The sequence below is a fragment of the Halopelagius longus genome (assembly GCF_900100875.1).
In the GTDB taxonomy this organism is placed as follows: Archaea; Halobacteriota; Halobacteria; order Halobacteriales; family Haloferacaceae; genus Halopelagius; species Halopelagius longus.
This window is the reverse complement of sequence record NZ_FNKQ01000003.1, coordinates 488,206-513,848: the sequence shown is the minus strand read 5'-3', so window position 1 is coordinate 513,848 and position 25,643 is coordinate 488,206. Positions and strand designations below refer to the sequence as shown.

Annotated in this window: 30 protein-coding genes and 1 tRNA gene; 17 read left to right on the top strand and 14 right to left on the bottom strand. The window is 66.0% G+C overall.

Annotation, left to right across the window (positions count from 1 at the left end):
- Positions 1-205 precede the first annotated feature (205 nt).
- Positions 206-278: transfer RNA gene (locus BLS11_RS13340), tRNA-His, on the bottom strand.
- A gap of 158 nt (positions 279-436) precedes the next feature.
- Complete coding sequence (locus BLS11_RS13335) at positions 437-793, bottom strand: hypothetical protein (protein WP_092538239.1); 357 nt, start codon at positions 791-793, stop codon at positions 437-439.
- Positions 794-921: 128 nt separating this feature from the next.
- Between BLS11_RS13335 and BLS11_RS13330 the strand changes: the two genes are divergently transcribed.
- From BLS11_RS13330 to BLS11_RS13320, 3 genes are read left to right on the top strand one after another with little or no spacing between them, the layout of a single operon-like run.
- Positions 922-1,641: a potassium channel family protein gene (locus BLS11_RS13330; RefSeq protein WP_092538237.1), complete on the top strand. Its 720-nt coding sequence runs from the start codon at positions 922-924 to the stop codon at positions 1,639-1,641.
- On the top strand, positions 1,638-3,185 hold the full coding sequence (locus BLS11_RS13325) for a TrkH family potassium uptake protein (RefSeq protein ID WP_092538235.1): 1,548 nt from the start codon (positions 1,638-1,640) through the stop codon (positions 3,183-3,185). Before BLS11_RS13330 ends, BLS11_RS13325 begins: the two co-directional genes overlap by 4 nt.
- The gene (locus BLS11_RS13320; RefSeq protein WP_092538233.1) at positions 3,182-3,394 is read left to right on the top strand and encodes a hypothetical protein; all 213 of its coding nucleotides are present in this window, start codon (positions 3,182-3,184) and stop codon (positions 3,392-3,394) included. The genes BLS11_RS13325 and BLS11_RS13320 overlap by 4 nt, the downstream gene beginning before the upstream one ends.
- Here the strand turns inward: BLS11_RS13320 and BLS11_RS13315 are convergent.
- Positions 3,391-4,134, bottom strand: coding sequence for a TrkA C-terminal domain-containing protein (locus tag BLS11_RS13315; protein WP_092538231.1), 744 nt, complete (start codon positions 4,132-4,134; stop codon positions 3,391-3,393). The genes BLS11_RS13320 and BLS11_RS13315 overlap by 4 nt on opposite strands.
- 185 nt (positions 4,135-4,319) lie before the next feature.
- On the opposite strand from BLS11_RS13315, the gene BLS11_RS13310 reads away from it, so the two are divergent.
- Positions 4,320-4,775 carry a DUF5814 domain-containing protein gene (locus BLS11_RS13310; RefSeq protein WP_092538229.1) on the top strand — a complete coding sequence of 152 codons (456 nt, stop codon included), beginning with the start codon at positions 4,320-4,322 and terminating at the stop codon, positions 4,773-4,775.
- A 48-nt stretch (positions 4,776-4,823) separates the two neighbouring features.
- Here the strand turns inward: BLS11_RS13310 and BLS11_RS13305 are convergent, their stop codons facing one another.
- The 3 genes from BLS11_RS13305 to BLS11_RS13295 all read right to left on the bottom strand — a co-directional run bounded on the left by BLS11_RS13305 (position 4,824) and on the right by BLS11_RS13295 (position 6,971).
- A complete protein-coding gene (locus tag BLS11_RS13305; RefSeq protein WP_092538227.1) occupies positions 4,824-5,237 on the bottom strand; it encodes a DUF8146 domain-containing protein in 414 nt (137 codons plus the stop codon).
- Between the two features lie 123 nt (positions 5,238-5,360).
- Positions 5,361-6,041 (bottom strand): RPA family protein, encoded by a 681-nt coding sequence (locus BLS11_RS13300; RefSeq protein ID WP_092538225.1) that lies wholly within the window; start codon positions 6,039-6,041, stop codon positions 5,361-5,363.
- On the bottom strand, positions 6,042-6,971 hold the full coding sequence (locus BLS11_RS13295; RefSeq protein ID WP_092538606.1) for a replication factor A: 930 nt from the start codon (positions 6,969-6,971) through the stop codon (positions 6,042-6,044). It lies immediately after the preceding gene.
- Positions 6,972-7,179: 208 nt separating this feature from the next.
- Between BLS11_RS13295 and BLS11_RS13290 the strand changes: the two genes are divergently transcribed.
- On the top strand, positions 7,180-7,464 hold the full coding sequence (locus BLS11_RS13290) for a DUF7091 family protein (RefSeq protein ID WP_092538223.1): 285 nt from the start codon (positions 7,180-7,182) through the stop codon (positions 7,462-7,464).
- Positions 7,464-8,513, top strand: coding sequence for a mannose-1-phosphate guanylyltransferase (locus BLS11_RS13285; protein ID WP_092538221.1), 1,050 nt, complete (start codon positions 7,464-7,466; stop codon positions 8,511-8,513). Before BLS11_RS13290 ends, BLS11_RS13285 begins: the two co-directional genes overlap by 1 nt.
- A gap of 22 nt (positions 8,514-8,535) precedes the next feature.
- On the opposite strand, the gene BLS11_RS13280 is transcribed toward BLS11_RS13285, so the two are convergent.
- Positions 8,536-9,030: a Tfx family DNA-binding protein gene (locus tag BLS11_RS13280; protein ID WP_092538219.1), complete on the bottom strand. Its 495-nt coding sequence runs from the start codon at positions 9,028-9,030 to the stop codon at positions 8,536-8,538.
- A 93-nt stretch (positions 9,031-9,123) separates the two neighbouring features.
- Positions 9,124-9,588, bottom strand: coding sequence for a TRAM domain-containing protein (locus BLS11_RS13275; protein ID WP_092538217.1), 465 nt, complete (start codon positions 9,586-9,588; stop codon positions 9,124-9,126).
- 108 nt (positions 9,589-9,696) lie between these two features.
- On the opposite strand from BLS11_RS13275, the gene BLS11_RS13270 reads away from it, so the two are divergent.
- The gene (locus tag BLS11_RS13270) at positions 9,697-10,398 is read left to right on the top strand and encodes a hypothetical protein (protein ID WP_092538215.1); all 702 of its coding nucleotides are present in this window, start codon (positions 9,697-9,699) and stop codon (positions 10,396-10,398) included.
- 366 nt (positions 10,399-10,764) lie between these two features.
- Here BLS11_RS13270 and BLS11_RS13265 read toward each other — a convergent pair whose 3' ends face one another.
- A complete protein-coding gene (locus BLS11_RS13265) occupies positions 10,765-11,760 on the bottom strand; it encodes a radical SAM protein (protein WP_092538213.1) in 996 nt (331 codons plus the stop codon).
- A 208-nt stretch (positions 11,761-11,968) separates the two neighbouring features.
- Here BLS11_RS13265 and BLS11_RS13260 point away from each other — a divergent pair, with 208 nt between their 5' ends.
- Positions 11,969-13,099, top strand: a complete 1,131-nt coding sequence (locus BLS11_RS13260; RefSeq protein ID WP_092538211.1) for a DUF373 family protein — start codon at positions 11,969-11,971, stop codon at positions 13,097-13,099.
- A 76-nt stretch (positions 13,100-13,175) separates the two neighbouring features.
- Entirely contained in the window at positions 13,176-13,424 is a 249-nt protein-coding gene (locus tag BLS11_RS13255; RefSeq protein WP_092538209.1) for a hypothetical protein, read from the top strand.
- 76 nt (positions 13,425-13,500) lie between these two features.
- On the opposite strand, the gene BLS11_RS13250 is transcribed toward BLS11_RS13255, so the two are convergent.
- The 4 genes from BLS11_RS13250 to BLS11_RS13235 form a co-directional block, all read right to left on the bottom strand.
- Positions 13,501-14,343 (bottom strand): polyprenyl synthetase family protein, encoded by an 843-nt coding sequence (locus BLS11_RS13250; protein ID WP_092538207.1) that lies wholly within the window; start codon positions 14,341-14,343, stop codon positions 13,501-13,503.
- Between the two features lie 139 nt (positions 14,344-14,482).
- Positions 14,483-15,439 (bottom strand): electron transfer flavoprotein subunit alpha/FixB family protein, encoded by a 957-nt coding sequence (locus BLS11_RS13245; protein ID WP_092538205.1) that lies wholly within the window; start codon positions 15,437-15,439, stop codon positions 14,483-14,485.
- 58 nt (positions 15,440-15,497) lie between these two features.
- Complete coding sequence (locus BLS11_RS13240) at positions 15,498-16,301, bottom strand: electron transfer flavoprotein subunit beta/FixA family protein (protein WP_092538203.1); 804 nt, start codon at positions 16,299-16,301, stop codon at positions 15,498-15,500.
- Positions 16,302-16,431: 130 nt separating this feature from the next.
- A complete protein-coding gene (locus BLS11_RS13235) occupies positions 16,432-17,664 on the bottom strand; it encodes a helix-turn-helix transcriptional regulator (RefSeq protein WP_092538201.1) in 1,233 nt (410 codons plus the stop codon).
- Positions 17,665-17,821: 157 nt separating this feature from the next.
- Here BLS11_RS13235 and BLS11_RS13230 point away from each other — a divergent pair, with 157 nt between their 5' ends.
- Together BLS11_RS13230 and BLS11_RS13225 are read left to right on the top strand one after the other, a co-directional pair.
- Positions 17,822-19,165, top strand: coding sequence for a DUF7094 domain-containing protein (locus BLS11_RS13230; protein ID WP_092538199.1), 1,344 nt, complete (start codon positions 17,822-17,824; stop codon positions 19,163-19,165).
- A 53-nt stretch (positions 19,166-19,218) separates the two neighbouring features.
- Positions 19,219-19,704 (top strand): type IV pilin domain-containing protein, encoded by a 486-nt coding sequence (locus tag BLS11_RS13225; protein ID WP_092538197.1) that lies wholly within the window; start codon positions 19,219-19,221, stop codon positions 19,702-19,704.
- A 99-nt stretch (positions 19,705-19,803) separates the two neighbouring features.
- On the opposite strand, the gene BLS11_RS13220 is transcribed toward BLS11_RS13225, so the two are convergent.
- Positions 19,804-20,472, bottom strand: coding sequence for a methyltransferase domain-containing protein (locus BLS11_RS13220; protein ID WP_092538195.1), 669 nt, complete (start codon positions 20,470-20,472; stop codon positions 19,804-19,806).
- Between the two features lie 179 nt (positions 20,473-20,651).
- Between BLS11_RS13220 and ahaH the strand changes: the two genes are divergently transcribed.
- The 6 genes from ahaH (at position 20,652) to BLS11_RS13190 (ending at position 25,643) form a co-directional block, all read left to right on the top strand.
- The gene (gene ahaH, locus BLS11_RS13215; RefSeq protein WP_092538193.1) at positions 20,652-20,984 is read left to right on the top strand and encodes an ATP synthase archaeal subunit H; all 333 of its coding nucleotides are present in this window, start codon (positions 20,652-20,654) and stop codon (positions 20,982-20,984) included.
- A complete protein-coding gene (locus BLS11_RS13210; protein ID WP_092538191.1) occupies positions 20,971-23,226 on the top strand; it encodes a V-type ATP synthase subunit I in 2,256 nt (751 codons plus the stop codon). The genes ahaH and BLS11_RS13210 overlap by 14 nt, the downstream gene beginning before the upstream one ends.
- 193 nt (positions 23,227-23,419) lie before the next feature.
- The gene (locus BLS11_RS13205) at positions 23,420-23,668 is read left to right on the top strand and encodes a hypothetical protein (RefSeq protein ID WP_092538189.1); all 249 of its coding nucleotides are present in this window, start codon (positions 23,420-23,422) and stop codon (positions 23,666-23,668) included.
- A 24-nt stretch (positions 23,669-23,692) separates the two neighbouring features.
- The gene (locus BLS11_RS13200) at positions 23,693-24,274 is read left to right on the top strand and encodes a V-type ATP synthase subunit E (RefSeq protein ID WP_092538187.1); all 582 of its coding nucleotides are present in this window, start codon (positions 23,693-23,695) and stop codon (positions 24,272-24,274) included.
- Complete coding sequence (locus tag BLS11_RS13195) at positions 24,271-25,317, top strand: V-type ATP synthase subunit C (RefSeq protein ID WP_092538185.1); 1,047 nt, start codon at positions 24,271-24,273, stop codon at positions 25,315-25,317. Before BLS11_RS13200 ends, BLS11_RS13195 begins: the two co-directional genes overlap by 4 nt.
- The gene (locus tag BLS11_RS13190) at positions 25,314-25,643 is read left to right on the top strand and encodes a V-type ATP synthase subunit F (RefSeq protein WP_092538183.1); all 330 of its coding nucleotides are present in this window, start codon (positions 25,314-25,316) and stop codon (positions 25,641-25,643) included. The genes BLS11_RS13195 and BLS11_RS13190 overlap by 4 nt, the downstream gene beginning before the upstream one ends.

Genomic DNA, 25,643 nt, shown 5'->3' with positions numbered 1-25,643 from the left:
CGCGTGGTTCAATCTCTCCGTCCGGACTTTTCACTCCTCACCTCGTTCGTCGGAAACGGTCCGGGCGCGAGAATTGAACCCCGGTCGCTCACTGCGTTCGCTCCCTGATTCAATTCTCTCGTACGACTTCTCCGTCGCGTACGTCGTCTACTCGCGTCGCTCCTGACGGAGCGAACGCTCGTAGGGAGTAACGCTCGGAGAGAAGGTCCGGGTGCGAGAATTGAACCCGCGTCTCAGCCTCCACAAGGCTGAAGGATAGTCCACTACCCTAACCCGGACACGCACCTACGGATAGCCCGGTGCGATTCAAATACGTTACGACTCCGCGTCGGCGTGTTTGCCGGTCGCACACTCGGTTTCGGACGGAAGGAGGGCGTTTCCCGTCGAGTTCGTACCGATTCGCGATACGACCGAACGTCCTCTCGCGGACCGAGTCCTAGTCGTGCCGACTGAACACTCGGCCGAGGAACACCCAGTGAAGCGAGGTGCGCCCGTCCGGTTTGACCTCCTCGTACACGTGGTACAAGTAGGGTCCGTGGGGGCAGTCCGAACACTCCTCGCCGCACGGTTCGCTCTTTATCACCTCGGTGTACTCCGGTCGCTCTTCGGTAGCGAGAATCTCCTCTCCGGGTGCGGCCTCTATCTTGTCCGAAAGCGGCGCTTGTAACTCCCGTATCCGGCCTTGTGCGTAGTGGACCACCTCCCGAAGTTGGTGTAGTTGGAGGCCTTCGAGTTCCGCCACGAGGCCATCTGGAAGGGACCAATCGTCCCGCACTCCGGACTCGTCTCCCATGTTGCTCCGGATGGTATCCTCATACTTAACGTCTCCTATGGTTCTTCTCGTCGCACAATTATGTGCGGCTCTAATTTATCGATGCACAAATCGATACGCTTTCAATGTGGGTTCGATAATGGCCCTCCATGTATATCATCGTCGTCGGCGGAGGGAACATCGGAACACCCCTCATAGATATCGCCACTACGTCGGGGAACGAGGTGGTCGTAATCGAGAAAGACGGTGCGAAGGCGGAGGCCATCGCGGGCGAGTTCGACTGCCTCGTTCTCAACGACGACGCGACGGTCAAAGACACGCTCTTAGACGCCGGTGCTCGGCGGGCGGACGCGATAATCTCGACGACCGACGAGGACGCCACGAACGTGATGATCTCGCTCCTCGCGAAGGAGTTGGAGATTCCCGACGTGGTTTCGGTCGTCCACAACCACGAACACATGCCGCTCTTCGAGCAGATCGGCGTGAACACGATGGAGAACCCCCAACGCCTCATCGCCGAGTACCTCTACTACGCGGTGAAACGCCCCTCCATCGTCGACTACATGCGCGTCGGCGAGGAGGCGGAAGTGTTCGAAATCCGTGTCGCGGAGTCCGCGCCGGTCGCGGGGAAGCGACTCGACGAGGCGGCGGACGCGGGACTCCTCCCCGACGATATACTCGTCGTCGCGATCGAACGAAGCGAGGCGGACGGTCCGATAACGCCGCGGGGGAGCACGGAGATGCGCGAGGGTGACCTCCTGACCGTCTACTCCGGACGGGGGGCGACGCCCGACGTCACCGACATCTTCGGGCACTACGAGGACCACGCGGGGGCCGCCAGACGGAACCGGCAGACCGACGACCGATGACGACCGCCGCCCGAACGGTCGCACGAGACGTCGGACGGATGCTACAGGCACTCGCAGTCATGATGTTGGTGTCGGTAGCCGTCCCTCTCGTATGGGGGGAGTTCTGGGCCGTCCCGTCGCTTCTCGTCGCCGGGGCGATTCCGTTCCTCCTCGGAGTCGCCCTCGCGAGGTACTTCTCCGACGCGCCCAACCCGGGGAAACTGCACGGGATGATGATCGCCGCCTCCGGGTGGTTCTTCGTCGCACTGTTCGGGTCGCTGCCGTTCCTCCTCGTCGCGTGGACGATTCACCTCGACCCCGCGTTCGTGGGCGCGCCCGAGATGACGGGCCGCGCGGCGAGCACCATCGACGCGTTCCGGAACCCGATAAACGCGTTCTTCGAGTCGATGAGCGGGTTCACGGGCACGGGCCTGACGATGACCGACGACGAGAGCGCGCTTCCGGCGACGCTGCAGTGGTGGCGGTCGTTCATCGAGTGGGTCGGCGGCGTGGGCGTCATCGTCCTCACGACGGCCATCCTCTCGCGGCCCGGAAGCGGGTCGCTCACCCTGTACGAGTCGGAGGCGCGGTCCGAGAAGATTCACCCGAGCATCGTCTCGACGGTCCGGACCATCTGGTGGATATTCCTCCTCTTCACGTTCGTCTCGATATTCGTCCTCTGGTTGGCCGGGATGCCGCTTTGGGACGCTATCAACCACGCCATGACCGGACTCGCGACGGGCGGGTTCTCGATAACGGACGACAGCATCGCCACGTACGACAGCGCGGTCATCGACTTCGCGCTCGTCCCCGTGATGATTCTCGGGAGCATCGCGTTCCCGGTTCACTACCTGATGCTCCGCGGCGACCTGAAGAACCTCTATTCGGACATGCAGACGCGGTGGGTGTTCGGGTTCTTCGGACTGGGTACCCTCGCGCTGGTGTCGATGTTGCTCTTCAACGGAACGTACGGGTCGCCGTTCGAGGCGGTTCGCTACGGCCTCTTTCAGTTCGTCTCGGCGGCGTCGTGTACGGGGTTCCAGACGGCCGAGTCGCTCGGGACGAGGTGGTCGCCCGAGGCGCAGTTGACGGTGTCGCTCGGGATGGTCGTCGGCGCGGCCGCCGGGTCGACCGTCGGCGGCATCAAACTCGTTCGGGCGCTGACGTTGGTGAAGGGGACCGCGTTCAGAATCGGCGACGCGTTCTACCCCGACGCGGCGGTCCGGTACTTCGAGCTCAACGACCGGCGACTCACCGAACAGGAAGCGACGCGGGAGTTCGAGGAGGCGGCCATCATCGCGTTCCTCTGGGTCGTCTTCCTCGCCGTCGGTATCTTCGTCCTCCTCACGGTCCTTCCGGCGGGCGAGTTCACGCTCGAGAACGTCGTCTTCGAAGTCGCGTCCGCCCAGGGGAACGTCGGCCTCTCCTCCGGCATCACCGGCGCGTCGATGCCGACGGCGGCGAAGGTGATGTTCCTGTTCAACATGTGGATCGGGCGACTGGAGATAATCCCGGTTCTCGTCCTCCTCAAAGCGCTCCTCGAACGGGGAGGTGCCTACCGATGAGTATCGACGACGCGCCCGTCCTCGGTCCGGTGCTCGAAGCGGGTGCCGACGATAGGGTGTTCGACGGGTTGCTCCTCGCGGGGCCGATTCTCCTCTGTGCGCTCGCCCTCGTCGGTCGGAGGGAGGTCACGACGGTCATCGCCGCCGGGTACATCGCCGTCTTCGTGGGCTACACGCTCCACAAAGCGAGCGGAGACGAGAGCGGTTAGTCGCCGCTGAACGCGCCGACCGTCTCCTCCGAGAGGCCGCCGCGCGCGAAGAGCGTCACGAGGTCGTCGGCGCGGATTTCGGTGTTCCCCTTCGGGGTGAGAATGCGCTCGTCGCGTTCCACGGAGACGACGAGCACCTCCGAGGCGATGAGTCCCCGCTCGTTCGCCTCGCTGAGCGTCATGCCGTCGATTTTGGCGTCCGGTGCGACGCTCACCTCGACCACCTCCGCCCCGCCGGACAGCGACATGAAGTCGGCGATGGACTGGGCGTCGCGCCGCCCCTCCGGGCCGAACGCGTGGTACGGGCGGTGTTCCTCGTGTTGGAGGAGGTGTTCGTCCTCGATGTCGAGTCCCATCTCCGAGACGTCCCGAGTGACGCGGGACAGTTCCTGTGCGTCCTCGCCGACGGTCGTCACGTGGATGTTCCCGGTCCCGCACATGAGCTGCCGGACGTTGACGACGCCCGGGACTTCGGCTATCTGCCTCGCGAGTCGTTCCCGCTCGTCGATGCTCGCCGTCCCGACGAGGAGGTTCGTCAGTCGGCCCTCCGCGTGCCCGTAGTCGATGTGCGCGTGATACCCCCGGAGCACCCCGTCGGTCTCCAGTTGTTTGATTCGGTTCCGAATCGTCCCGGCGGAGACGTTCACCTCGTCTGCGATCATCGGCGCGGACGTGTTCCGAGCGTCGCGAACGAGGTGATAGAGGATTCGCTTGTCGACTTCGTCGAGGCGGTCGACCATGCGTTTCACTCCGCGTCGGTGGGTGATAAACGCTGTAGGATTGCGCGCCGGTCGAACCCTACGACCGTCCGATTCGAGCGCCGCATCTCGGACGAGGGCGGCCCCGGAGTTCGAGGGCGCGACTTCGCCGGTCGCACGCCCCATCGGGACGCTTTTGGCCGCCAACGCCCTACGTCTCCCCAACCGTGGCCATCACGGACAAGATATACCTCAAGAACCACCGGCAGATATCGTCGCAACTCGACGTGAACATCCCGAAAGGGGCGTTCAAGGGAGCGACGATGGACGTGCTCTACTCCGGCGAGGGCCTCTCGAAGCTCGACGGCGCGACGCGCGACAGGCTACTCGACTTCGCGGAGGACTTCCTCGACCCGGAGGACCCCGACGACCTGTACACGGGCTACCCCGAGCGTCAGTTCATCAAGTACCTGCTCGAACTCCGCGCGCAGGGTCTCCCCCCGGACGCCATCGTGGACGTGATGAGCGACGACTACATGCTGTACGCCTACCCCGGCGACGTGCTCTCCTTCCTCGACAGCGCGGTCCGACGGCTCGAAGCGGTCGAAACGCTCGCGAGCGTCGAAGGAAACGAAGAGATGGAACGGAAGGCGCACGAAGCCAAAAAGGCGCTGTCGGGCTAAGTCTCTCGTTCCGGCGTCGTCGGGTGGCCGCGTCGTCGGTTCCGGACGTTAGCCGAGGCGGAACGACGGTTCGTCCGTCTCGCCGGCGTCTAAGTCTTCGAGTTGGATGACCTCCTCCTCGTCGTCTTCGAGTTGCTCGCGCAGGTAGTTCACGTAGCGCTTGTGCTCTTCGAGTTGCTCCCGCAGGTGGTCGGCTTCCAGTTCGAGGCGTTCGTGCTCGCGGATGAAGCTCTTCGGCACCTCCACCGTCGGGGGGAACGACTCCTCGTCGTCGCCGCTCTGCATCTCTTCGAGTTCGTGTTCGGGAACCACCTGCACCTGACCGTCGTGGGCAACGAGCGTATCCACGTAGTCACGGAAGACGGCGGAAAGAGAGATGTCCCGCTCCTCGGCGATTTCCCTGAGCGTCTCGAACGCGTCCTCGTTGACGCGGAACGAGATCGTCTTGTTCTTGTTGCCCATGGTGTGCCGAGATTGTCGCTTCAACGTACTTAATGCTTTGTCAGACGAGCGGATATTCCGTCGGAGACGCGAAAGAACGTCGAAAAAGCGTCGAAGGGATGTGCGCCCGCGGGGCGGGGAGCCTTACAGTTCCGCTTCGGCGTCCGACTCGGGTTCGAGGTCTGACTCCGATTCGGACTCGGACGCCGCGTCTGCGTCGGTCCCCGCGTCGTCGGCGAGTTCGTCGCCGTCGGTCTCTTCGAGACTTTCGAGCGCGGAGACGGCCGCCTGCTTGTAGCGGTCGGTCGGCAGGTCGTACTCCTCGCGGGCCATCCGCGCGTACTCGTTGCCTTCCTCGTCGAACGTCTCGATGCGTTCGAGCGTTCGCTCGGCCGTCTCGACTACCCACCGGTCGCGCGTCGCCGCGTCAACCACGGAGATGGACTCGGGGCGGACGGAGACGTTCACGCTTCCGTCGTCGGTCTCGTACGTCCGCGGCTTGCCGACGACGGAGACGTACGCGGGCGGTTCGAGGTCGCGAAGCGCGCTCGCGGCCTCGGGCTGGTACTGCCCGGCGTAGACGAAGAACGTCCCGGTGGGGTCGACGATGCGGCCCCGCCAGTACTCGTTGTCCTCGCCGACGTCCTCTTTCTCCGTCAGCGTCCCGACGAGGAACACGCGGTTCGCCTTCTCCCCGGAGGGGAGAAGCAGGTAGACGGGGGCGCGTTCGTCGTCGGACTCTTTGAACGTGAAACTCGAATCGTTGAACTCCTCGGCGAACACGCGCCGAGCGACTTCTCGGGAGGGAACTTCGTTGGAACTCATTTATATCGACCTCGCTTTGATGAGGACCGATTCGGCGTCCGCCGGTCCGGTCAGGCGTTCGGTCTCGTCTGCGAGCACGTACCGTCCGAACGTCGGTCCGGTCACCCGGTAGTACACGCCGACGAGGTCGTCGCGCATCTCGTCGACGACGATGGTCGTGTCCAACGCGTCCATCGCCATCTGTTTGGCCTCTTCGAGGCTGATGCCGGTGAGTTCCTCGGTCATCTCCTTGTTGAAGATGATGTCGTGGACCTCTCGGCCGTCGTCTAAGACGCCCTTGATTCTGAGGTCGAACTCGCCTTCGACGTTTCCGTGTTCGTTGCACCGCCCGTTCTGGAGGACGCGCGTACATCCCTCCTCGGGGCACCGCTTGATGAGGCCGCTCCCGGACTGGATGTCCACGAGTGCGCCCTCGACGGTCACGTCGTCGTCGCCGACTTCGATGTCCTCGTCGAGTTCCTCGATGCTGGTCGTCCGGTTGAGCTTCACGGAGAAGTTCCCCTGATACTCGTCGGTGACGACGTTACCGAGGTGGTAGACCGACCCCTCGTCGAGTTCGGGAAGCTCCGAGGTCGTAAACGAGACGAACTTGAGGGTACCCGACTCGTCGCCCAGCAACCCCACCTGCGAGATGGAGTCGCTTCGGGGTTCCCAGAGGTCGACGACCTTCGCGGTCACGTCGACCCACTGTTCGTCCTCGTCGATGTCCGCGAGCAGGGTCTCCTCGGACCCGCCGCGGCCGAGCTCGTCGCGTTCGAGGCCCGCCTCGTCGAGGTAGCTGTTGACGACGGAGCGACGCGCCTCGTCGACGGGCACCCGGTACTCGTCGACGAGGTTCTGCAGTCGCTCCTCGACGTCGTCTTCGTCTACGTCTAAGTGGTCTGAAAACTGCTCTGCAATCTCCGCTGCGTGGGTTCGCAGGTCTGACATGGTTTCACTCGCCTCCACCTTGGTTTCCATTGGGAGGCGTACGTAGGTTGGCTCCCGATGGTTAATAAGGTTACGTGCGTCCCGAAACTGTAATCGGCGTCTACGGGGCGTCAGACGCGCGTACGACGGCATCTAGAGGAGCGCGTTCTCGCGCTCGCGGGGGTCACCAACGGACATATACGCTCGGGGGTCCCAACCGCCGATACCGATGGACGACCGCCTCGAACGGTTCATCCGCGAGAAGTTCCGCGCCGCCGGGCGACAGTACGCCCGCGCGAAGCGAGAGTACGACGAGGGGCGGACCGACGCCGACGGCGGGTTCGACCTCCCGCGGGACGACGAGGGCCGCGCGAAAATCGTCTGCCGTCGCTACGCGGAACGCCGCGCCGTCGCCGTGGACGGAGAGGGGCGTCCGGACTGCTTCGAGGCGGGGCACCCCGACTGCGTCGGGTGCGCGGAGGACGTGCGAACCGGCGTCGTGGAGACGTGGTGATGGGGGCGGACGACTCCCCCGAAACGGACTCGAATCCGGACCGCCCCGTCGTCGCCCTCGTTCTCGCCGGCGGCACCGGGTCGCGCCTCTACCCCGCGAGTCGGTCCGACCGTCCCAAGCAGTTTCTCTCGCTGTTCGGCGAGGAGTCGCTCCTCGCGCGGACGATAGCCCGCGCCCGCGAGGTGGCCGACGAGGTTGTCGTCTCCACCTGCGAGGGGTACGCCGACGAGGTGCGCGAACGCGCGCCGGACGCCGAGGTGATAGTCGAACCGGCGGGCAAAGACACCGGCCCGGCGCTTGCGTACGCCACCTACCGCATCCGCGAACGACTCGGCGAGTGCGTCGTCGCCGTCCTCCCCAGCGACCACCGCGTCGGCGAGGGGTTCGCCGAGGCGATACGCCGCGGCGCGCGCGTCGCCGCGCGCACGGGGAGATTAGTCACCTTCGGCGTCGAACCGACGCGCCCCGACACCGGGTACGGCTACCTCGAACCCGGCGAGTTCCGCGACGGGTTCGCGCCCGTCGTCGCCTTCCACGAGAAACCGGACGCCGAGACGGCACGCGAGTACGTCGCCGCCGGCCACCTGTGGAACGCGGGCATCTTCGCGTGGACGCCCGAGGCGTTGCTCGCGGCGGCCCGCGACTCCCCGCTTTCGCCCATGATCGACGCCCTCGACGAGGGGGCGTCCGCGGCGGAGGCGTTCGACCGCGTGCCCGCGGTGAGCATCGACTACGCGGTGATGGAACGGACGGCGGACGCCGTCGTCGTGCCGGTCGAGTTCCGCTGGGACGACTTGGGCGCGTGGGACGCACTCGAACGCGTCCTCCCGGCGGACGACGACGGCACCGTCGCCGCCGGCGACGTAGAAGTTCGGTCGCTCGACGCCGAGGACAACGTTGTCGCCGCCGACGGGAAGCACGTCTCCTTGGTCGGCGTCTCCGACCTCGCCGTCGTCGCGTGGGGCGACCGCGTCCTCGTCGTCCCGAAGGACCGCGCGCAGGCGGTACGAGCGCTCGTCGACGACCTGAAAGACAGAGACGAGTTCTGAACCGACGGTTCTCCGGGCGCGCTCACCGTTCGTTCGCCGCGCCGGCTCGCCGGACGCGGACGCTCCCGTCGCTCGTCACCCCGACGAGCAACTGCTCTTTGACCTCGCGTCCGTTGACCGCGTCGCCGGCGTCGTCGGCGACTATCTTCATCAGGTCCGGCGCGGTGTGGTTCACCTTCACGCCCGCCTCGTCGCAGGCGTCGTACACCGACTTCGGGACGTTGTACAGGTCCTCGCCCGCCTCGACGACGACCTGAACCGGCGCGGTCAGCGCTTCCGCGAACGCGATGGTCTCGCGGGCCTTCTCGACGTTTCGCCGGGCGCTCGACTCGATGCTCGAGACGTTCGCGCGCGAGGTACCGAGGACGTCTGCGATGCTGGACTGCCGAACGCCGCGTTCGCGGAGCGCCAACACCTCCGCCTGCCTGCGGGTCAACACGCTCTCGTCGGGGGCGAACCCCGCCTCTTCGAGAATCGCGTCGATGTCGAGGTTACCGTCGCCCTCGGGGTCGTCCATACCTCACGTAAGCGGCGAGGGCGCAAAAAAGATGCAGAAGGTGACTGTCCGGTCGCTGGATGCGGTCCGCGTCGGGCGGATGCGGGCGGGGAGTTAGCTTCCCCAGAAGTTGTCTCGGCTGCCGAGTGCGGTCGGTCGGGTCGGGCCGTCGCTCGATTCGGACTCGTCTTCGCTTCCGTCGGCGTCGTCGCCGCCCACCGTCTCGTCCTCCAAGTCGCCTTCGAGGGGGAGCTTCTCTACGACCTTCTTCGAGCGAGCGTGGTTCGACTTCACCCGGTCGATGCGGACGACGGCGCGCGCCTCGGGCAGGAGGCCGTCGACGAGGACGATGAACCCGTCCTCGGTGCGGCCGACGCCCGCGCCGCTCTCGTGAATGTCGTCTACGTCCACGACGACTTCCTCGCCGGGTTTGACGGGCTGTGCTTTCAGGTCGCGGATGGGCTGCTCGTAGTTGTTGCACCACTCGGCGCCGCCGCGGTCACCGTAGTACTGGCATCCCATGCCGTTGATTCGCTCCGAATACCTCGGACAGTCATCCGCCAGCGGACACTCCGACATGCCCGAAGTTACTTCACCGCTCGTCTAAACGCTTGCGGGTACGCTCCGCCGGCGAAATCGGCCGCGTCTCGTCGTAAGGCTTTCCCGCCGAAGAACCGACGCGACGGTATGAGCCGTCGCGTCCCCGAGTTCGCGCTCGTCACCGGACTCCTCCTCGGCCTCTCTACGCTCGTCTCCGGACTCGTCCTCGCGGACGAAATCGTCACCTCATCGCTGCTCTCTGCGCTCGTCGCGTACCCGTTCGTCGCCTACGCCGTCGCCCGAGACGACGACCCGACGACGGTCATGCCGCCGCGTGCGATTCTCGGCGTCGGCGTCTGCTTCGGCCTCGCGCTGTTTGCCGCGTCCCTCCTCGACGGTCCATCCCCGGCGCGCGCCCTGTTCGGCCTCTTCGCCGGCCTCCTCGTCGCCCTCCCGCCCGTCGCCTACGCCGTCCGCTTCGAGGCGGGCGTCAACCCCCTCCACCCGCGGACGACGGTGCTCGCGGGCGTCGGCGCGGGAGTGGCCCTCCTCGTCGTCGGACTCCTCGCGGACTCCGTGGCCTACGGCGCGGCCGATGCCCTCCTCGTTAGCCTCTCCGCGGCCGTCTACGGGACGGCCCGCGGCGTCCGGTTCGACGCGCGGACGAAACGCGTCGCCGTCGCCGTCGGCGTCCTCCTCGGCGTCGCCGTCGTCGCCGTCGGCGTCGCCCGAAGCGAACCGCTCGGCGATTGGCTCGCCGCGGCGATGGCGGTGACGCTCGCGCCGAGCGTCTACTACGCGCTCACGTCGGCGGAGTTCGAGTCCGGGCGGCGGCGAACGCGGCGGTGACGCCGGTCGGAGACCCGCCGGATTCGAGTTTTCCCGCCTACTCCGTCGGTCCGACCGGCCCCGACCCTCCCTCCCCAGAACTCACACAGTCGCTTCTCCGCACTATTCGGTTCTCCGAACCTGTGGCGAACTGAAAAACAGCGGCCGCTTATGTCGCTGGCGAGACACCGTTACCACGCCACCCACGAGGGAGGGTGGTACGACCGAGGGGAACGGTCACGGAACGCTCGTCGGGAGCCCCGTAGTTTCCTCGCTCCCGGCGGGTTCCACGGACCGTCGGTGAGGCCCGCGCCGAGCGTGCTCTGTGCGGGGGCACGCTCGGCACACGTTCGACTGTTCTTTCGTCCGAGAGAAGCGCCTTCGTCCCTACGCCAACGGCGTCCGTTCGACGACGGTGCCGTCCACGGTGGGGTACTGCTCGACGATTTCGCCCTTCTGTACGTCGCCGTCCTCGACCATCTCCTCTAAGAGCCACCACGCGACTTCGATGTGGTTCGACTTGACGGTGTAGAACTCCTCGGGGACGCCCAGCGCTTCGAACTCTTCGGGCGTCGCCCACGTCTTGCCGTAGACGAGGGTGCCGTCGTCCGTCACGTCGTCGAACTCCCGACGGATGTTCTCGGCCATCCGCTTGAGACGGTTCCGGTGTTGGGCGGCGTCTTTGAACACGGAGGTACAGAAGTAGACGCGCTCGTGGTCGCCCATCTCGCCGAGAATCTCCTCTTTCGACCCGTCGACGGCGGACATGTGGCCCTCCTGCAACTCGAACCCCTGCTCTTGCATCCGACGGTAGTTGCCGTCGGACATCTCGAACTCGTTGACGTTGCAGAACTCCGCGGCGCCCTCGTCTAAGAACTCCAAGAACTCCGGTTCCGCGCGGATGCCGGGAATCTCGAACGCCGGGGTGAGACCCTCTTCGCGCGCGACGTAGAGGATGTCCTCCCACTCGGTGCCGTGGAGGTCGCCCCACATCTCGTACGGCGGGTGGAAGCGAATCTCGTCTAAGCCGGCCTCCGAGAGGCGGCGCATGTTCTCGCGGCCGCCCGTGATTCCCGTGTAGAGGTGCGTGTGGTGGTCCTCGCCGAACTCCTCTTTCAGAAGCGAGAGGTAGCGACACGTCTTGTCCAGCGCTTCCTGCGGTTCCCCGCCCGTGATGGACGTTCCGAGCGCCTCCATCCGCTTTGCCTCGGCGATGACGTCCTCGTCTGACTCGACTTTCCGTTCGTTCGCGTACACGTCCGTGACGTTCTTGCGGTTCTCGCCGAGCGGGCAGTAGAAGCAATCGCGCTGGTCGCAGTACCCGTAGACGAAGAGCACCATCTTCCCTCCCATGGCGCACTGCTCACAGCCCTTGGAAATCATCTGATGTCAGCCGATAGCGGGCGGAGACTCAAAAGTCGTGCTACTTCGACCACGGAACGCGGCCCGAACGCCGCGGAGAGGCGGTGTGGGACGCGGTACCGAGCGTCTCGGGCGGCGTCGCTCGCTCCGCACCGGTACGGTCGTCCGATTCGCGCCGCGGCGGTTCGCTCCCGAAAACAAATATAGTCCGACGGCATACGCCCGAACGATGCTACTGGTCCTCTGCGTGGACCTCGACGACGACCTCGGCCGGAAGACGGGACTCGACACCCCCGTCGTCGGCCGAGACGTCGTCGAGGAGGCCGCGGTGGCGCTCGCGACCGCAGACCCCGAGGACTCCGACGTGAACGTCCTCTTTCAGGGTATCCACGAGTACGAGGCCCTCGGCGCGGACCCCGAGGTGGGCGAGGAGGTGGAAGTCGCCGCGGTCACGGGGACCCAAGGGAGCGACGTGAAGGCGAATCGCGCCATCGGCGAGGAGATAGACCGCGTGCTCGCGGGCCTCTCGACGGGCGAGAACGTCCGCGCCATCGTCATCACCGACGGCGCGCAGGACGAGTCCGTCCTGCCGGTCATCCGGTCGCGCGTCCCCATCGACAGCGTCCGCCGCGTCGTCGTCCGGCAGGCGCAGGACCTCGAATCCATCTACTACACGATGAAGCAGGTGCTCGCGGACCCCGAGACGCGCGGCACCATCCTCGTGCCCCTCGGCATCCTGCTTCTCATCTACCCGTTCGTCACCATCGCCAGCCTGTTCGACGTACCGGGCGCGGCCGTCCTCGGCCTCATCTCGGCGCTCCTCGGCCTCTACACGCTGTTCCGCGGCCTCGGGCTGGAGACGGTCGTCGACGACACCGTCGACCAGGTGCGCGACGTCCTCTACGAGGGGCGCGTCACGCTCATCACGTACGTCGCCGCCGCCGCCCTCATGGTCGTCGGCGGGTTCCGCGGCGTCGCCCTCTTGGAAACCGTCCGCGCGGGCGTCGGCACCGACCCCTCCGCGCCCGTCGTCCTCGCGGCCCTCGTCCACGGCGCGGTGCAGTGGTTCGCCGCCGCGGGCGTCACCTCCAGTCTCGGGCAGGTGACCGACGAGTACCTCGCGGACCGTTTCAAGTGGCGCTACCTCAACGCGCCGTTCTACGTCGTCGCCATCGCCATCGTCCTCTACGCCGTCTCGGGCTTCATCCTCCCGTCGGGCGTCCCCGGCGCGGAGTCGTTCACGCTCACGGACCTCGCGGTGGGGCTGACCGCCGGCACGTTGCTCGGCGTCCTCAGCACCCTCGTGTTCGCAATCGCCGAGTCGCGGTTTCCGACGGCGGTCGAACCGACCCGCGGGTGAGAGACGCGGCGGACCGACGGAGGTGGAATTTGCAGCCCCTCGGGTTATGAGTGTATGGCGACAACGAACGGATGTCATGGACCGACCATTCAGCGACGACGACAGAGACAAGACAGTCGTTACGTCCGATGGCCACACCGTCGGAAGAGTCCGCGACGTCAACGAGGACCGAGCGACCATCGACCGTTCCGACGACGACGACGGTCTGACCGACAAGGTAAAGGACATGCTCGGGTGGAGCGACGACGACGATTCCCACGAACTCCGCCGGGAACACATCGACAGAGAAGAGGACGACCGACTCTTCCTCAGCGATAGACGGTAATCCGCAGTCGACGCCTTCGGACGGCCGAGCGGCGGTTCCGCTTTTTACTTACTCGACGAGACCGTGAGCGAGAGCGTCACCGCTCGCGGACGACGACGAACTCCGCGAGGTCGGTCAGGTAGCCGAGCGCTTCCGTATCCCCCAACTCCGCCGTTTCGAGTGCGTCGAGCGCCATCTCCGATTGGTCGTGCGCGCGGCGGTTCGCCTCCTCCGGCGTGAGGTTCGTCACCTGCACCAAGGAGGGGCGGTCCATCTCCGCGTCCTGTCCGGTCGGTTTGCCGAGTTCGTCGGCGTCGGCCGTCGCGTCGAGGACGTCGTCGCGTATCTGGAACGCGACGCCGACGCGTTCGGCGTACTCCCCGAACGCCTCGACGGTGAAGGGGTCGGCGTGGGCGGCCACGGCCCCGAGTTCCGCCGCCGCGCGAAACAGCGCTCCGGTCTTCCGCCGCGCGAGTTCCATGTACTCCGGTTCGTTCCTCGGCCGGGCGACCAGTTCCGTCGCCTCGCCCTCGCCGAGTTCGACCATCGACTCCGCGACTATCTGCGTCGCCCGTTCGTTCACCGACAGGAGGGCGAACGCCTCGCCCAGCAAGCCGTCGGAGGCGATGATGGCCGGGCCGTAGCCGTACTCGGCCCACGCGCTCTTCGTCCCGCGCCGGATGTCCGAGCGGTCGATGATGTCGTCGATGACCAACGACGCGTTGTGGACGAGTTCGACGCTCACCGCGAAATCGACCGCGTCCTCGGGGTCGCCGCCGCACGCCTCGCACGCGAGAATCGTCACCGCGGGCCGGACGCGCTTTCCCCCCGCGAGCGCGACGTGGCCCAGTTCGTCCGACAGTTCCGGCGGGTCCACCGCCTCGATGACCGATTCGAGGCGTTCCTCGACCATGGAGACCCGACGCTCCAGATATTCCATTGTCGGACCGTAGGATTCAAAAAACAAGTACGTGACGGGTTACGACCCACTTTTTATCGGGTGGGCTCCGCCCACCCGGCAAAACCTGGAGGAAAAAGACCGCACCGCGGCCAACGGGCCGGTTTCTACCTCCCGGCCGTCACTCGAACTGTTCGATGAGCGGCGGAACCACGTCGAACAGGTCGCCGACGACGCCGTAGTCCGCGATGTCGAAGATGGGGGCGTTCGGGTCGGTGTTGATGGCGACGATGGTGTCGGAGCCTTTCATCCCGGCGACGTGCTGGACGGCTCCGGAGATGCCGATGGCGATGTACACCTCCGGCGTGACGACTTTGCCGGACTGGCCGACCTGCCGGTTCGCCGGGAGCCACCCGTTGTCGACGATGGGTCGCGACGCAGAGAGGGTCGCGCCGAGTGCGTCGGCCAGACGCTCGACGAGTTCGAGGTTCTCCTCCTCTTCGATGCCGCGCCCGACGGAGACGAGAACGTCGGCGTCGGAGATGTCCACGTCGCCGTTGCCGACCTCCTGGTAGCCGGTGACGTAGGAGTTGACTGCGCTCTCGTCGGGTTCGAAGTCGAACGGCCGTATCTCCGCGTCCCCCGGCTCTTCGGCGGGTATCCACTCGCCGCCGCGGACGGTCACGGCCGCGCGTTCGTCCTCCACCTCCACGGTCGTCTCCACTTTCGACCCGAACATCTCCCGCGTCACCGTGAGCGTTCCGTCGAACGCCACGTCCGTCGCGTCCGTCACGAGGGGCAGGTCGAGGCGACTCGCCACGGCGGGCGCGTAGTCGAGGCCGTTCACCGAGTGCGGCATGACGAGGAACCGCGGGTCGAGTTCCGCCGAGAGGGCTTCGACGGCCTGCACGTACACGTCGTGGTTGAACTCCTCGCCGTGGTCGACCGTGTGGACGACGTCCACGCCCTCGCAGTTCAACTCCTCGGCGAACTCCTCCACCTGTCCGCTGATGACGGCGACGTGGAGTGCGCCGCCCGTCTCCGAGGTCAACCTCCGTCCGAGCGTCAGAAGCTCGTAACTCACGTCGCGCAGGCCGCCGCGGCGGTGGTCGGCGACGACGAGTACGTCGGAACTCATCGGCTCTCACCTCCGGGGAGAACGGTGGGGTCGTCGCGCGCACCGCGTGCGACGGGACTCATTCGGCGCCCACCCCCTTCTCGCGGAGGGCGTCGGCCAGTTGCGCCGCCTGCTCCCCGGCTTCGCCCTCGAAGAACGTCGCGTCCGACTCGCTCGGCGGTTCGTACATGTCGGTGAGGGTCAGTCTGCTCTCGACCGCCGAGGCGTCGAAGCCGAGGTCGGAGAGCGACCGCGCCGCTATCTCCTTGGACTGCGCCTGTCGGATGCCGCGGAGGCTGGCGTACCGCGGTTCGTTGATACCGGTCTGGATGGTCAACACCGCCGGAATATCTATCTCCGACAGTTCCTCGACGCCGCCTTCGAGTTCGCGGTGGACGCCGGCGACGCCCTCGTCGAGGACTCGCTCCTTGTCGAGGGCGTTCACGACGGCACCCCACTCGAACCCGACGCTCTCGGCGAGGTAGACGCCCGTGGCGCCGAATCCGGTGTCGTTCGCCTGCACACCCGACAGTACGAGGTCGGGGTCCTCCTCCTCGACGACGGCCCCGAGGAGTCGCGCCTTCGCGGCCACGTCCATCAGGCCCCGCCCTTCGAGTGCGTCGTCCCAGATGCGAACGGCGCGGTCGACGCCCTTCGCCAGCGCCATCCGAATCGTCTCCTCGCTTCGCTCCGGACCGACGGTCACCGAGACGACTTCGACCTCCGCTTCGGCCGCCTCCTTCAGTTGCACGGCCTCTTCGACCGCGTACTCGTCCCACTCGTTGAGGTCGTACTCGAGATACCGCGGATCGACTTCGAGGTCCGCTATCTCGAAGTCGTCCTGCACCTCCGCGACCTCCTTTACGGTCACGAGAACCTTCATCATCGTTTCGTCTCGTCGTGGGGCTAAACGCTTTCGGGTCAACGCGTCGCTCGACCGATAATCGCCGCACCGCGAGGCGACTCCCGGCGCGACCCGTCGGTCGAAGACGGAAGAAGGAAGCGTCCGACGCTCAGGCTATCTCGTCGTCCGGGCCGTCCTCGTCCGGCAGGGAGATGAGGTTCTCCCGACCGAGGCGGAGTTTCGTCACGCGCCCGTCGTCGGCCATCGCCGAGAGCAGTTGCGACACCTTGGCGTCGGACCAGCCGGTCTCTTTGACGATGTTCGCCTGCTTCATCCGCCCGCCGTTCTGTTCGAGGAGGTGCTCGACGCGTTCCTCGTCCGAGAGGAGCGACACGTCCACCTCGTCCTCGTCGGCGTCGCCGTCCCCGTCGCCTCCGGGTTCGGTCGGTCCGGCGACGGCGTCGGCGTTCCCCTCGGGGTCGCCCGCCGGTACCGGGCCGCCCGCGGGCGTGCCGCCGTTCGTCGCCGCCGTCGCGCCGCCGGGCGGCGACCCGTCCGTCGCGTTGGCGGGTGCGCCCGTGCCGTCGTCGCGTCGGCCGCGGAGCACCACCGCCGCGCCGAGTGCGAGTGCGACGAGGACGACGGCCCCGCCGCCGAGGTAGAGGGGCCACTCGAAGCGCTCTCGGGCGGTCTGTCGGTACGTGACGACGAGACGGCCGTCGTTGTTGAAGTCGGAGGGGCCCTCGAGGATGATGGCGTTGTTCTGCTGTTTCACCGGGATGCTCGTCGTGTTCGTCGTGTACCCCTCGGGCGGTTCGATTATCATCCGCTGGTTCTCGCCCATCAGCGACAGCCACGTCGGCGTCGATTCCGACTGGTCGCTCGGGACGAGGAAGACGTCGCTGAGGCGGAGGCTCTGGCCCTCGCCCTCTTTCAGGAAGTTCGTCCAGACGAACGACATCGAGAGCGTACCGGTGCCGTCGTTCACGGAGTAGTCGTACGTCGCGTTCCGAATCTCCATCTCCCGGCCCGTCGTGTTGCTGGCCTGCGAGGCGACGTTCCTGAACAGGTCGGCGTCGACGCCGACGTCCGACTCGCCGCGTTCGTACCGGCGGCCGACTCGCTCGAACGCGCGCGTCTCGTTCTCGTCGTCGAGTTGGTATCTGACCTCGACGCGCCACTCGGCGCTTTGGTCCGCTCGCAGGTCGACCCGCATCACCGTCTCCGGTGATTGGCCGAGCGAGGAGGCTGTCTGTGCCCGGACGGCGCCGTCCGCCGACGAGCGGAGGGCGGCGGCTCCGTCCGCCCCGGACGCGGCGGCCGCCGAGTCCGGCGCGGCGACGGCGGGTCCGACGCCGGAGAGCACGAGGAGGAGGGCTGTGAAAAGTGCGACACTCCGCATTTGCTGGTGTTTCGACGTGGAACTCTCAAAACGCTTTCCATCGGGTGAACGCGATTCGGGAGCCGATATCTCCGCGAACGGTCGGCTGAGAACCTGCTACGTTATCTGAGAGCGGAATGACTGCGTTTTTAGTACTGTGAAACTGTACCGACGGGATATGAGAGCCCTCCCCGTAACGTTCGCCGTCCTCCTCGTCCTCTCGTCCGTCGCCGCCGCGGCGGGGACGACGGCCACACCGCCGGATACGGCCGCCCCGCTCCAGACGGCGGATTCGCTCCGAGGCGGACCGGTCGTAGACGAGGAGACTCGCCAAGTCGCGCCGTCGCGGGGGCTGGTCACGAACGAGACGGCGCAAGAGGAGGCCCTGGGCGTCCTCGGCATCCCGCCGAGCGCCGTCCGACGGAGCACGCTCGAAACGCGGACCGTGGACCTCGGGCCGGCGCTCTCCGTGGAGTCGAACGCGACCGCCGCGCACATGGAGACGGTGCGCCGAATCGACCGCATCGAGTCCGCGTCGACCGTCGAACGCCGCCAACAGTTGCTGTTGGGGGAACTGAGCAACATCGAACAGCGCGTCATCGACCTGCGGGCGCGCCAGCGACGGGTTCTGTCCGCCTACAGCGCGGGCGAGATATCCTCGCGGAAGCTCCTCCTCGAACTCGCGATCATCGACGTTCAGGCGTCCGAACTGGAGCAACGGCGCGACAGAATCGAGGAGATAGCGCTGCAGACGCCGGACTTCTCCATCACCGAACGCTCGGCCGACCTCGAACGGGAGCTCGAGACGTTCACCGGTCCCGTTCGGAGCCACGCCGTGCAGGTTTTTAGCGGGGAGGCGGAGTCGTCCCGATTCTTCGTTCAGTCCGGCCCAGACAGCGTCGTCCTCGGCGTCATCGACAACGGGACGTACGTCAGAGAGGCGTACCGCGGGACCCTCCGCCAGCGCGGCGCGGCGAGCATCACGACGCCCGAGGCGTTGAACATCACCGCGGAGGCGTACCCGAACATCTACGCGCTCCGCCTCGCCCAGAACGGCACCGACGTCGTCGGCTCCGGCGACAGCTACCTCGTCCGAATCCAACATCACCGCGGACAGCTCTCGGCGTTCGTCGACAGCGGGGCCAAGACCGTGTTCAAGGAGTACCAGCACCGCCCGCTCGATACGATGGAGACGACGGAGGCCGGAACGTCCGTCAAGGACGGCCTCAAACTGACGGCGTACCGGACGTACTCCGGCGGCCCGGTGCTCATCCAACTGAACGACTCCGAGACGGGCGAACCCGTCGACGCCAGAATCACCGTCGGTCCGGCGGGCGGGCGCAGTACCAGCGTCGGCCGGACCGGAGACGACGGGCAGTTGTGGGCGCTCGCGCCCGGTCAGTCGTACCAGATAACCGCCATCGACGACATCTCGGTCGTCCTGCTCTCCGTCGACGCCTCGGAACCGCCGCGCATCCACGACGGGGCGACCAACCGGACGACGGCGACTCCCGAAGCGTAGCGCCCGCCTCGCCCCGAGGAACCTTCTTATACCGTGAGGGGGCCACCGCCTCCGTGTCCGACCGCGCCCTCTCACCGCTCGTCGGTATCGTCGTTCTCGTCGGCGTCACCGTCGTTCTGACCGCCGTCGTCGGCGCGGGAACCGTCGCTCTGTCAGCGGACTCTACTCCGACGCCGACTTCCGGCCACTCGACGGCGCGCGTCGCGTTCTCGCTCTCCGTCGAGGGCGACACGGTGGCGCTAACGCACGAACGCGGCCCCTCGCTCTCGGTGCGGCGGCTCAGCGTCCGCGTCGAAATCGACGGGACGCCGCTGCGCCGCCAACCGCCCGTTCCGTTCTTCTCCGCGCGCGGTTTTCGCTCGGGTCCGACGGGGCCGTTCAACGCCGCCGCCGACGGAACGTGGTCCGCGGGCGAACGCGCGTCGTTCACCGTCGCGGGGACGAACGACCCGTCGCTCGCGGACGGGCGGACGGTGACGGTGACCGTGTACGGGGACGGCGGGCGTCTCGCGCGACTCTCGGCCGGCGTCGGAACGTGACGGAAGCAGGAACGAGACCGCTGGAGGTTGGCTACGGGCGGGTACGTGAGGCGACGCTACGGGCGGTGAACGTCGCGCGGGAGGAGAATGCGAGTCGGTCTACGCGTCGGTCTCGACGGTTTCGGCCGACTCGTCGTCGGCCGATTCGTCGTCGGGCGCGCGAGCCACCGTCGTGATGGCGCGCGGAGTGCCGGGGCGGGCCTGTTGGATGTGGTGCTCGATGTCGACGAAGCCGGCCTCCTCGAACATCCGCTGGGCCTCGTGTTCGTCGTAGAACAGCATGATGCTGTCCGCGAGCTTCTGGAACAGCGTCGTCTTCGGGTAGTCGGGACCGACGACGAGGACGCGACCGCCGGGTTCGACGACGCGGCGGAACTCCCGGAGCGCCGCGACGGGGTTCGGCCAGTACTCGATGGAGCCCGACGACCAGACGGCGTCGAAGGAGTCGTCCGCGAAGGGGAGACGCTCCGCGTCGCCGCGGTAGAAGCGCACGTCGTCGTCCTTCCCGAACTTGGCGAACGCCCGTTCGAGCTGGTGGGCGCTCTGGTCGAGTCCGTGAACGTCGTCGGTGTAGCGGAGGAGTCCCTCGGTGGCGAAACCGGTCCCACAGCCCACGTCCAACACCCGGTCGTCCGGCCGAAGGTCGAGGAGTTCGAGCGCTTCGTCGCGCATCTCCTCGTTCCAGATGAAGGGGTTCACGCGGTCGTACACCTTCGAGAGATACTTGTAGAACAGACGGGCCCGTGATTTGTCTTCGAGGACTCCCATCGCCGTCGGATTCGTCCCCGGCTCTCATAACGGTGCGGATTCCGCGTCGTTCTCGGCCCGGAGAGTGTTCGGTCCTCGTCGGTGTCCCCCGTTTTCACCCTCCGAAAACCCACCGTATTCACGCGCGTGTTCCGCAAACACCTTATACGCCGGTACTGCAACTTCTCAGTGATACGAGTATGCCGAGACCAGAGGTTCTCGAACGGATCAAGACTGCCGAGAACGAGGCCGACGACATCGTCGCAGAGGCCGAGGCCGACCGCGAGGAGCGTATCGCGGAGGCGCGACGCGAGGCAGAGGAGATCCGTCAACAGGCCGAGGAAGAGGCGCGTGAATACGAGGAGGAACGTCTCGACGAAGCTCGCTCAGAGATCGAGGAGGAGCGCGAGGAGATTCTGAAGCGCGGCGAGGACGCGCGCGAGGAGCTCGTCGAAGACGCGCAGACAAACGCTGACGAGGCGGTCGAATACGCCATCGAACGGTTCGAGGAGGCGGTGCATGCTCAGACCTGAGCAGATGAGCAAGGTCTCCGTGACCGGGTCCAAGCGCGTGATGGACCCCGTCATCGAGACGGTCCACGACCTGAACCTGCTTCACGTCACGGACTACGACGACACGTGGGAGGGCTTCGACCCGGGCGACCCCGTCGAGGGAGCCGAGGAGGCCTCCGAAAAGCTCGTCACCGTCCGCTCGCTCGAGAGCATGCTCGACGTCTCCGACGACGACGCGGGGCCGACCCGCATCGTCACCGACGAGGCGTTGGAGTCCGACCTCGAAGAGATCCGAGAGCAGGTCAACGACCTCGACGACGAACGGCAGGAGCTTCGACAGGAGCTCCGCGAGGTCGAGGAACGAATCGACGCGATGTCGCCGTTCGTCGACCTCGGCATCGACCTCGACCTGCTCTCGGGGTACGACACCCTGCAGGTCGCCGTCGGACACGGACAACGGGACCAGATAGAACGCGCCCTCGTGGACGCCGACGACATCCGCTCTCACGAGGTGTTCGCGGGCGACGATACGCTCGCCGTGTTCGCCTACCCCTCGAAGCACGCCGACGATTCGGCGCTCGCGGACGCCCTCGTCGGTGCGGACTTCGTCTCCATCGAAGTGCCCGACGCGGAGGGGAACCCCCAGAACTACGTCCGGGACCTCGAACAGGAGGCCCAACAGATCCGCTCGAACCTCGACTCCGTCGAGGACGAACTCGAGAGCCTGAAGCTCGACGCCGCGGGCTTCCTCCTCGCCGCCGAGGAGAAGCTCTCCATCGACGTCCAGAAGACGGAAGCGCCGCTTTCGTTCGCGACGACGGAGAACGCGTTCATCGCCGAGGGGTGGATTCCCTCCGAGCGCTACACCGAGTTCAAAGCCACGCTGAAGGAGACCGTCGGCGACAGCGTGCAGGTCGAAGAACTCGAACGCGCGTCGTTCAGTTCCGACGGCAGCGACCACATCCGCGAGGACATCCCCGCGGGCCCCGGCGGCGACGGCACGGGCACGCCGACTGCGGCCGACGGCGGGGACGCCGACGAGGCGCGCGCCGACGGCGGGAGCGCGGTCGTGATGCGGAACGACGAACCGCCGACGGTGCAGAACAACCCCGGCGCGGTTCAGCCGTTCGAGATTCTGGTGAACGCCGTCAGCAAGCCGAGCTACTTCGAGCTCGACCCGACGGTCATCCTGTTCCTGACGTTCCCGCTTCTGTTCGGGTTCATGATCGGTGACCTCGGCTACGGCCTCATCTACATGGGAATCGGCTACTTCCTGTGGTCGAAGTTCGACGAGCGCCCGGCGTTCAAGAGCATGGGCGGCGTCACCCTCGCGGCCGGTCTGTTCACGGCCATCTTCGGCGTCCTGTACGGCGAGATATTCGGGCTGCACCTCATCTCGTCGTACTTCTGGGAGGGCGTGCTCCACATGAGCCACCCGCCGATAGAGAAGGGTCTCTCCCCCGCCACCAGCGAGTGGGCGCTCGGATGGCTCGTCGTGAGCCTGCTCGTCGGCATCGTCCACCTCAACATCGGATACATCTTCGACTTCGTCGAGAACTACGAGCTCCACGACCTGAAGCACGCCATCTTCGAGAGCGCCTCGTGGATTCTGATGCTGAACGGCCTGTGGGTCTGGATATTCAGCGACGCCGTCAGCGGAACCGCACCGGACTTCCTCTACACGACGTTCTCCGCCGACGGAATCATCCCGCTCGGATTCAACGGCTTCCCGACGATGGAACTGTTCACCATTCCGGTGGTCAACGCGCCGTTCACGTTGCCGCTCTTGGTGTTCTTCGTCGGACTCGCCCTCCTCGTGATGGGCGAACCCATCGAGGCCGTCGAGTTCATCAACGTGCTCGTGAACGTGCTGTCGTACACGCGTATCGGCGCGGTGATGCTGGCGAAGGCGGGGATGGCCTTCACGGTCAACCTCCTGTTCTTCGGCGTGTACGCCGTTCCGAGCGGCCACGGTGACGAGTGGCACTTCATGCTCGACCACGGTCCGGAGTACGTCCTCGAGCACCACAGCGAGGCGACGATCATGTTCGGTGGCCTCCTCCACGGCGACGCGGCGACCATCCTCATCGGTCTGCTCGTCCTCGTGATCGGCCACCTCCTCGTGCTCCTCCTCGGCGTGACCAGCGCCGGCCTGCAGGCGGTGCGTCTCGAGTACGTGGAGTTCTTCAACAAGTTCTTCCAAGGCGGCGGCCGCGAGTACGAGCCGTTCGGTTACGAGCGTCGTTACACCACCGAAGACTAACCACAACCCACCCTCGGCCTTCGCCGTTCACCCTTCGAGAGCCGCGGTATCGGAACTCGTTTTTCGCTCTATTCCGCCGAATCCGGGCGTATCCGCCCGGTTACGGCGAAACGGTTTGGGAACCTTTATGAGGTGTGTCTGTCCACATACGCACGTTCGGAGACGACTAACCGTCATAGAAAATACCACAACTATGTCAGCACTAACACTCCTACAGCAAGCGCAGGCAGCCGCCCCGGCTCTCGAAGCACCCGCCGCCGCCGCCCTCGCCGTCGGTCTCGCGGCGTTCGGCGCGGGATACGCGGAGCGTGGCATCGGTGCCGCCGCGATGGGTGCCATCGCAGAAGACGACTCCCTCTTCGTCAACGGTCTCATTCTGACCGTTCTGCCGGAGACGATCGTCATTCTGGCACTCGTCGTCGTGTTCATCGTCTCGGCGTAAGCACCACCCCCACCCTTTCCATCAATGAGTTTGGATAACGTCGTCGAAGATATACGAGGCGAAGCACGCGCGCGTGCGGAGGAAATTCGAGAGGCCGGTGAGCGCCGCGCTACCGAAATCATCGAGGAGGCCGAGGCCGACGCCGAGGATCTCCTCGAAGCGCGGGAGGCCGACGTCGAGCGCCAGATCGAGCAGGAGCGCGAGCAGGCGCTCTCCAGCGCGAAACTGGAGGCGAAACAGCAGCGCCTCGAAGCCCGACGCGACGTCCTCGAAGACGTCCGCAGTCAAGTCGAGGACGAACTCGCCTCGCTCTCCGGCGACCGCCGCGAAGAACTGACCCGCGAACTCATCGACGCCGCGGCCGACGAGTTCGACGAGAGCGACGACGTCGTCGTCTACGGCCGCGCCGACGACGCCGACTTGCTCGAAGACGTTCTCGAGGACTACGACGGCTTCAGCTACGGGGGCGAACGCGACTGCCTCGGTGGCGTCGTCGTCGAGAGCGAGTCCTCGCGCGTCAGAGTGAACAACACGTTCGACTCCATCCTCGAGGGCGTCTGGGAGGACAACCTCAAGGAAGTGAGCACCCGACTGTTCGACCAATGAGTGCATCCGGCGGTTCCAATCCGGAGTACGTGACCGCTCGCGTCAGAGCGCGACAGAGCGCCCTGTACAGCGAGGAGGACTACCGCAAGCTGGTTCGGATGGGACCGGCCGAAATCGCCCGGTTCATGGAGGAGTCGGAGTACGAAGCCGAGATAAACGCGCTCGGTTCCCGCTACTCGGGGGTCGACCTCATCGAGTACGCGCTGAACCGAAATCTCGCAAAGCAGTTCGACGACATCCTCGACTGGGCGGAAGGCCGCCTGTACGACCACATCGCGCGGTACCTCCGTCGGTACGACGCGTGGAACGTCAAGACGGTCATTCGAGGGATATACTCGGACGCCGACCGCGACGAAATCGAAGACGACCTCATCCGTGCGGGCGAGCTCTCGGACAGCTTCATCGAACGGTTGCTCGACGCGAGCACCGTCGAGGAAGTGGTCGAGCGGCTCCACGGCACGATATTCGACGCGGGCATCGACGAGGCGTACGAGGACTACGAGGAGACGGACGTCCTCGTTCCCCTCGAAAACGCCATCGACCGCGCGTACTACGAGCGGTTGCTCGACGACCTCGTGATGAACGAGGAGACTCGGCAGTACCGCGACTACCTCGAAGCGGAGATCGACTTCCGCAACGCGCGGAACGCGCTCCGCCTCGCTCGGAGCGGAGCCGACATCGACCCGTCCGAGTACTATATCAGTGGCGGGTCCTTATTCTCCGCGTCGGAACTGACGACGCTCGCGAAGAACCCTGACGAGTTGGTTTCGAGGATTCGTGACTCGGAGTACGGCGACGATCTCTCGACTGCGCTCGACGAACTCGAAGAGGCCGGTAGCCTCCTCGGGTTCGAACGCGCACTCGACATCGCGCTCCTCGAAAAGGCCCGCGGAATGGGGAGCGTGTTCCCGCTCTCTATCGGTCCGATAATCGCCTACATCCTGCGGAAAGAGCAGGAGGTGGACAACATTCGGGCCATCGCGCGCGGACGCGAGGCCGGTCTCTCCGAGGACGAAATCGAATCGGAGTTGGTCACCCTATGAGTCAGGAGATAGCCGTCATCGGTAGTTCGGACTTCACCACCGGCTTCCGCCTCGCGGGAGTCCGGAAGTTCGAGAACGTCCCGGAAGAACAGAAGAACGAACAACTCGACGAGGCCGTAGAGGAGACGCTCTCGGACGACGACGTCGGCATCATCGTGATGCACGACGACGACATGGAGCATCTCTCGCGTCAGGTCCGCCGCTCGATCGAATCCAGCATCGAACCGACGCTGGTGACGCTCGGCGGCGGTGCCGGCGCGGGCGGCCTCCGCGACCAGATCAAACGCGCCATCGGTATCGACCTGATGGAGGAGGACGAAGACTAA